Raw genomic sequence first — 7866 nt, 5'->3', positions numbered from 1 at the left:
CGGCTCTTCCTCACTGCTTAGAAAAATATGAAGGCCTCGATGATTCTCTTGCCAAAGAAGTTCAGGTACAAAAACAAGTACAAAAACAGGTACAGGTAGAACGTATATCGCTGAATGCTTGTTACGATCCTAAATTAGACGAAGCCTATCCGAAAAGCTGGGCATATCTGAGCATGAGTGACTTTTTTAAGAAAGAGGGAATAGATGACCTAAACGAAATGACCATGCCGCTAAATCAATTTAGTGAATCGGATAAAGTGTTACCTAATATGTTTTCCGATAATCTTAGGGTGAGCACCAACTACGCTATTACTCATAGGCATCAAAAACAACATATCAATGTCTATTTAAAACCAGTTTTCCTCGTCTGGTATCACATGGAAAATGATCAATTACATGCCACAGTTGTGACCCCGCAAGAAGAACAAGAACTGGCAAAACGAATTCGCTTCTTGCCTAACAGTTGGATATCAACCACTTCAGACACTGTAACCGCAGGAACACGGCCGGGGAAAATTCTTAACGATCCACGCTACCAGGCTTTGCGAGAGCAAGTGCGCTTTTTTAATGGCGAATTCACAACCCTTTTGAATCAAGAAACTCCTTTACATTGGCTGAAAGACAAGCCCGTTGAGAAACTTACTTACTTTGAAAATACATTGCAAGTTTATCGCCCAGGCAGTGAAACAGAGCTCCCACAATTAAAAGCGGCATTAACACAAGGAAACATTGAAGGATTTATCTATATTACGAAACATCCTTTTGAAGACCATAGTAAACTTAATTGGAATGAGTTGTTCCCCAAAACCATTCCCGTTCAGGCTGCTGAATATCAAAAAGTTGCTGAAGCGTTTGTTTATGTGAATAATAATTGGGCATCTCAAGAACTCACTTCCCAAGAAATACAGGAAAAATTCGGTTTATCTTTTAGTAGCCTTACTTATGTGGATACGCATCTAAAACACCTTAAAGGGGTTAAAGATTTACTGCAACACATACAACATATAGCAGATAAACCATTCTTACAGGATCTATCTGAGGAAGAAGATGCTTGCGTAGGAGTATGCCTGGGAGGTATACCACTTCCTAAATTTTTGGCGAGTTATGGCCTTAACAATACTGTAAAACAAGAAGGCGAAAAATCCAAATGGCAACTTGCAAGTGTTGAAGCACTTCATGTCATGAGAAAATATCCAGCCTTACAAGACAAAACGGTTATAATGGATACTTTTGAAGCAATGGTTGCCCATGCTTCAGATGCAGATGTTTTACTAGCGCTTTTAAAAGCAGAGAACCCTTCAAACAAACTTTTGGAGAATGTACTTAAACACAAGCTTAGTGATGCTCCTGAAATTGTAGAAGTATTTCTTGGTTTAACGAATAAGCTTTCTGAGGATATACTGGTATCACTTGCTAAGAAGTGTAAGTCTACCCCATCAATCGAAAAACTACTGCATAAAGACGTTACTGCAAATGTAGTGCGAGAAGTGCTTGAGAAAAAACTCGACGGGAAGATTGTTGAAATGATTCTAGGACGAACCGACGAATTTCCCGAAGATGTTGTCCTATCACTGGCTAAACAATGTGAGTCTACTCCGGCAATCGAAACATTACTGCAAAGAAAAGACATTACTACGTACCCACTGATTGCTGAGAAGGTACAGAAAATAGTAGTTAGTAAAGATCTTGATGCTACTGCCGTCGGCGCGCTCTTGGATTTGCCGCGACCGCCCGTTAGATTTTCCCAAGGACCATTGCTATCGCTAGCTGAGAAATGTGGAACAGATACCTTTTTAATCGAGAAATTACTGAAAAGAGTGGAGATTACTCGGGACGCACTAAAAGAAGTCGTCAAAAAAGAAATCGATGACCAAGCTGTCGAAGCAATTCTAGGTTTGAAGCAGACGCTTCCTTCAGAGGTCATGTTATCAATAGCTAAGAAATGTAAGACTACGCCATTAATCGAGAAATTACTGACAAGAAAAGAAGAAGAGCTTACTGAGGTCGTATTCAACGAGGTACTTAGTAAAGAGCTCGATACCAAGGCTGTCGAAGCATTCCTGGGTATAAGTTTCCCGCTTCCTGAAAGTATATTGATATCAATAGCTAAACAATGTGGGACTACGCCATTAATTGAGAAATTACTGAAAAGAACAGATCTTACTGAGAATGTATTTAACGAACTACTTAATAAAAAGCTCGATACCAAAGCTGTCGAAGCATTCCTAGGTATAACTTCTCTGTTTCCTGCAAGTATATTGATATCGATAGCTGAAAAATGCGACTCTACTCCGTTAATCGAGAAACTACTGAAAAGAAAAGAGGTTACAAAAAATCAAACGCTTACTGAGAAAATACTACAAGAAGTACTCAAGAAAGAGCTTGATGGTCCGGCTATTGAACTGATTTTAGGTTTAACCTCGAAACTTACGCAAAATACATTGATATCGTTGGCCAAGAGATGTCCATCTAACGAACTAGTTAAAAAATTATTGCTAAGAAATGATATTACCGAGGATGTACTGAAGGAAGTACTTAATAAAGATAAACTGGATCAAGCTAATCTATTACTCTGCATCGAACAAGCGCAATACTCTGATATGCTTGAACTTATTTATAATCGCGGAATAAAAGACCCTACTGTTCGTAAGACAGTCTATCAACATCCCTCACTATCCCCAGAATCTTTGCTATCATTTCTAACCCAAGAGCTAGGGAAAGACGAGTTGCTGCTGATTTTACAACATCCTTACTCTATCAATGAGAAGGTACTTGCAGCCGTCATGGGGCAAAAAGAGACTGATTCATCCGTTCTAAAGCAGATAGTCCTTCTCCCTCATGACGATTTTGATTTACGGGGTAGTGCTATCGATCATACTGCATTTTCATCAGAGGTTGCTGAAGCAATTATCGAGAATGCCACCCTAACAAAGAATCATAATTTATTAATAAGACTAACAGATAAAATTTTTGCACAATACAAAACCGAAAAGACAGACGAATGGGAGCGCATCCTCACTCAGATGTTCAAAAAATATAAATATGCGCCAACATTAAAAGCATCTGACATAAAAGAGCGAATTAAACAAAATAAAGAGGCGCTAAGTCCAGCTCTTGGTATTAATATTCTGCGTGTGTTTGGTGAAGAACTAATTAAGTACTTACCTCTCGAAGGCATCATTACATCTGCAGATAGCGAAACTCTTAAACTGCTCGTTAATCCAAAAAATACAGGCAACCTTTCTAAAGAACTACTATTGTCTTTAGCCGATAGATGTTATGCAAACGGTTTAATGAACGAGTTTCTGCAAAGAAATGATCTTACCGACTCTGTACTTACAGCAATGATCGATAACTATAAATTAGAAGAAAGACAGATATTAGAAATTGTTAAAAAGGTTAAATCATCTGAAACTCTCCCATTTATTCATGACCATAAAGTGGCAAACCACGAGGTTCGTAAAGCAATTTATCAGCATAACGCTCTGTCTTCAAAATATGTGCTGCAACTTTTAACAGGTAACCAATTAGATAAGGATTTATTACTCCTCTTAAAACATCCTACAGCTGTTAACGAGGAAGTATTGGCAGCAATAGCCAATAAGAAAGTAAATGCTCAGGTTCTAGAAAAGGTTGTAATACATCCTGAGATCACCTTAGATGTTATGAAATTAGCTATTGACAATAGTGGCTTCTCTGGAGATGTCGCTCAACAAATCATAAGTCAAATTGATACTGAGACAGGCCATGAGGTATTGAAAAAACTTACACGTAAAGCCTTTGCAGAGCGTGAAATAAGTAAAACCCCCGATGAGTGGGAGCATTACTTAGTCCAAATATTTGGAAAATACGCATCTAATAATGACTTATTCTCTGCAGAAATCCAGGGGATTATTAAAGAGTACAAACCGATAACCACAAAGCTTGGCCTTCATATTCTGGATATATTTGGAAAGGACATGATAGGCGCCTTGTCACTGACGAAGATAATTGAAATCGCTGATGTTTACGATCTGACAGAAATACTCCTTAACCCTGACAAAACAGGCCCACTTGCAGAAGAACATCTTATCGCAATTGCCAAAAAATTAAGTGACATGCCAAAAAATACCACTGAAAAATTATTGCAGCGAGATGACATCACTGACAAAGTATTGCAAGTTGTTCTTGCTCAACTGAATCTAGATCAAGATCAGTTACTGCATATTCTTAAACTCGCGCAAAGTTCGAAAACGCTTGAGCTTGTTTTTCACCATAGACAAGCTACTGGTAATAATTTTGTTCGCGGAGCAATCTATACTCATGCTTCTCTTTCCAGTGAATTGGTATTGTCGCTCATCTCTAAAAAGCCAGTGAGCGTAAGTAACGATGAATTATTGCAAATTTTAAAACATCCAACGGCTATAAATGAGGATGTGTTAAAAGCAGTTGCCAAAGGCAATTTTGATTCACGTGTTTTATTGGCTACTGTTTCGCATCCAAAAGCAACTGCTGAGGTAATGAGTAATGCTATTGAAAACAAAGCATTTTCCACCGATATTGCTCTGAAGATCATTGAAATAAATAATGTCCATAACAATCATCAACTACTACAACAACTTGCACGTAAAGCCTTTGGAGAACATCGTCGTCAAGATGCTTGGGAAAATTGTATTCTTGAGGTATTCAAAAAGTACCCTTCCGGAGAAACTAAGACTAATGACATCAAGGATATTATTAAAGAATATGAAGTAACTCCAACGATAGGACTTCACATTCTCAACTTATATGGTAAAGACATGCAAGGCTTTTTACCTATCAGCGATATGGTTGGTATTGCCGATGAAGCAGAGCTTAAGTTACTTATAGATGCTAGCAAAACAGATAGGCATTCTGAAGCTAATTTGGTAGCCCTAGCGAAAAAATGTAATACTGACGAGCTTATCGGCAAATTGCTTGCAAGAAATGATCTTACCCAGCCTGTACTTGAAGTATTGCTAGATAAACCATTGTCTTATGAGCATTTACATAAAGTGCTTACCCATGAGAGCTTGACAGAAGCAGCCCGTGAAAACTGGTTTGAGAATGTTCAAGCTAAGCATACCAAATTAAAGGGACAAGCAGCTCAGTTAAATAGTCGAGAAGCAAAACTATCAGCCGCTTTAGAGGAACTGAGGGTTAAAGCATACTCTCACGCTATACTGGCGCTTAAAGATGACAAATACAAAAATGTTGCTGAAACTGCTGTTAATCTTTATAAAGGGCTTCGCGAAAACCACGTGAAATATATGAAAGGCGAATTAACTGAGGAGCGTTTCCAACAAAATTGTAAGCAAGCGATTCGTGACGCAAAACCAGTTTTAGATCAACATCGTGGTTATAAACAGGTTCTTGTAGATATATTAAATGTCATCTTGGCCTTGCCTAGCCTTATCGGAACTGGTAATTGGCGCCTCTTCAAAGCAAAAACGGAAAGTACCAAGATCGTTGATAAAATCATTGAAAACATTGATGAAAATGCTGCAAAGGCAAATCCGAAGTAATTACTTCTTCGGATTTAACTTGCACAACAATTCACCCAACTCCATAGGCATGGGAAAAATAATTGTTGATGAGTTGTTATTCGAGCCCAGAGTTGCCAGTGTTTGCAAGTAACGTAATTGCAAAGACTGGGGCTGCTGAGCTAAAACCTGGGCTGCTTGCAGTAACTTTTCTGAAGCTTGTAACTCACCTTCGGCATGAATCACTTTTGCTCTTCTATCCCGCTCGGCTTCAGCTTGTTTTGCAATAGCACGGATCATGCTTTCATCCAAATCAACATGTTTAATTTCGACATTAGAAACTTTGATTCCCCAACTGTCAGTTTGGGCATCTAAAATTTTTTGAATGTCGCTATTGAGTTGCTCTCTTTCCGCTAACATTTCATCTAATTCGTGCTGCCCCAACACTGAACGTAAGGTTGTCTGAGCCAATTGGCTAGTAGCTTCAAAATAATTTTCAACTTGGATAATTGCATTTTGTGGCTCTACAACGCGGAAATAAAGAACAGCATTCACACGAACTGAAACGTTATCTCTAGAGATCACATCTTGGCTTGGCACATCCATAACCACCGTTCTTAAATCAACACGCACCATCTGTTGCACAATAGGAATAACAAGAATAAGTCCAGGCCCTTTGACACGCCAGAAACGGCCCAGCAAAAAAATCACTCCCCGCTCATATTCTCGCAATACTCGCAGAGTGGACATTAAGAAAATAGCAATAATAATGATTACAAACCCCATGAATGAGAACATTTTTTTCTCCTTTTTCCCACCAGTATCCTTTCTAACTAATGTGAGTTCGATATAAATGGCATAAATGCTGTTATGTCACTAAACGAACATTATTTTTTAGCCGAACTCTCATTACCGTGATTCGTTTCGATTTCTTCTACTTCAAGCTGTAAGCCCTTGGTCGCAACAACTTTAATGCGTTTATCCGCAACGATAGGCGTTTTTGCATGCACAGTCCAGATTTCTCCTCGGATAACTGCCTGACCCTCAAGATTAATAGCCCCTAAGGACCTGCCCTCTGCACCTAATAAAATGCTAACACCGTGTTGAGGCTTTTGTTTTCTTGATTTTACAGCCATTGCTCCTAAGGTAAATAAAATAAGAATATTTACTGCTGCCATTGCCAAAATTGCTGACCATGCAATTTGATAGCCATAATTCTTTGTATCAATCAATAAAATGGACCCGATAATAAATGCCACTGTGCCACCAAAACCTAAAGCTCCAAAACTTGGAGCATAAGCTTCGGCAATAATAAAGATAATACCTAAGATAATTAAACCAAGTCCTGCATAACTAATGGGAAGTAACTGTAGTGCATAAAGTGCAATTAGTATGGAAATAGCTCCAATTACCCCAGGCAGCACGAAACCAGGATTTAACAATTCAAAGAAAATTCCATAAATGCCAAGTAGCAATAGCAAATAAGCAACGGTTGGATCAGTAATCGCCTGCAAAAAACGCATTCGCCAATCCGGTGTCAAATTGACTATTTGTGCACTTTTTGCTGATATTTTGACCTGCTTTCCATTTTGGGTTACAACCATGCCATCTAATTGTTTCAGCAAATCCTGCCTGTCTTTAGCAATAATATTAATTACGCCTCCTTGTTTTGCTTCAATTGCTGTTAAAGTAGCGGCATCTAATATGGCCTTTTCAGCAAACTCGGAATTTCTACCTCGTAATTGAGCTAAAGAGCGGATGTAAGCCACAGCATCATTGGTAATTTTTTTATCCATCGAGGATTTGGGTTGCTCCTTCTTACTCACTACCTCATTTAAATTAACAGGACTTGCCGCGCCTAAATGCGTGCTAGGTGCCATGGCAGCAACTGTGCTGGCATACACTATAAAAGTGCCCGCACTGGCTGCACGCGCACCATTCGGAGCGACATAAGTCACCACAGGGATTTTTGAGGATAAAATATCTTGCACAATCAAGTGCATTGACTTATCTAAACCACCTGGAGTATCTAAAATTATCAGAATCAGTGCTGCGTCTTGACCTTGTGTAATGCCACGACTTATAAAATCTGCCGTTGCAGGTCCAATGGCGCCATTTATTTTAAGCTCCATAATCTTATTAGCTAATGCCGTTGAGATAGAAATGAGAAACAAAACTATACCAACAATGACAGCTTGCCACGGCTTACTTGATTGACGAGATTTCGTTGGATTTGCATAAGTTAAGCAAGAATGCAAAAGAAGAGATTTTTTTGCAAAGCCAACGCGTGATGCTAAGGCGTGTGCAAGTCCCATATATAAATCCCGATTTACTCCCTATTAGGATAAGAATAGCAGTATTTTTATTAGGTGTAGAATTTAATAAC

3 protein-coding genes are annotated in these 7866 nt (G+C 38.8%); 1 reads left to right on the top strand and 2 read right to left on the bottom strand.

What is annotated here, in order from left to right:
- The coding region (locus Lbru_RS17325) for a hypothetical protein (RefSeq protein ID WP_058441375.1) at positions 1-5522 on the top strand (5522 nt) is incomplete at its 5' end.
- Here the strand turns inward: Lbru_RS17325 and Lbru_RS06545 are convergent.
- Positions 5523-6266, bottom strand: a complete 744-nt coding sequence (locus Lbru_RS06545; RefSeq protein ID WP_202967541.1) for a slipin family protein — start codon at positions 6264-6266, stop codon at positions 5523-5525. It lies immediately after the preceding gene.
- A 101-nt stretch (positions 6267-6367) separates the two neighbouring features.
- On the bottom strand, positions 6368-7795 hold the full coding sequence (locus Lbru_RS06540) for an NfeD family protein (RefSeq protein WP_083500844.1): 1428 nt from the start codon (positions 7793-7795) through the stop codon (positions 6368-6370).
- Positions 7796-7866 lie beyond the last annotated feature (71 nt).

Origin of the sequence: Legionella brunensis, assembly GCF_001467025.1 — a bacterium.
GTDB lineage: Bacteria > Pseudomonadota > Gammaproteobacteria > Legionellales > Legionellaceae > Tatlockia > Tatlockia brunensis.
The sequence above is the reverse complement of the archived record's forward strand: the minus strand, read 5'-3'. Positions and strand labels throughout refer to the sequence as shown.

Bases quoted from the DNA above. Each gene is read 5' to 3' on its own strand.
- Lbru_RS06545 (WP_202967541.1), bottom strand. From the start codon at position 6,266: ATGGGGTTTGTAATCATTATTATTGCTATTTTCTTAATGTCCACTCTG.
- Lbru_RS06540 (WP_083500844.1), bottom strand. From the start codon at position 7,795: ATGGGACTTGCACACGCCTTAGCATCACGCGTTGGCTTTGCAAAAAAA.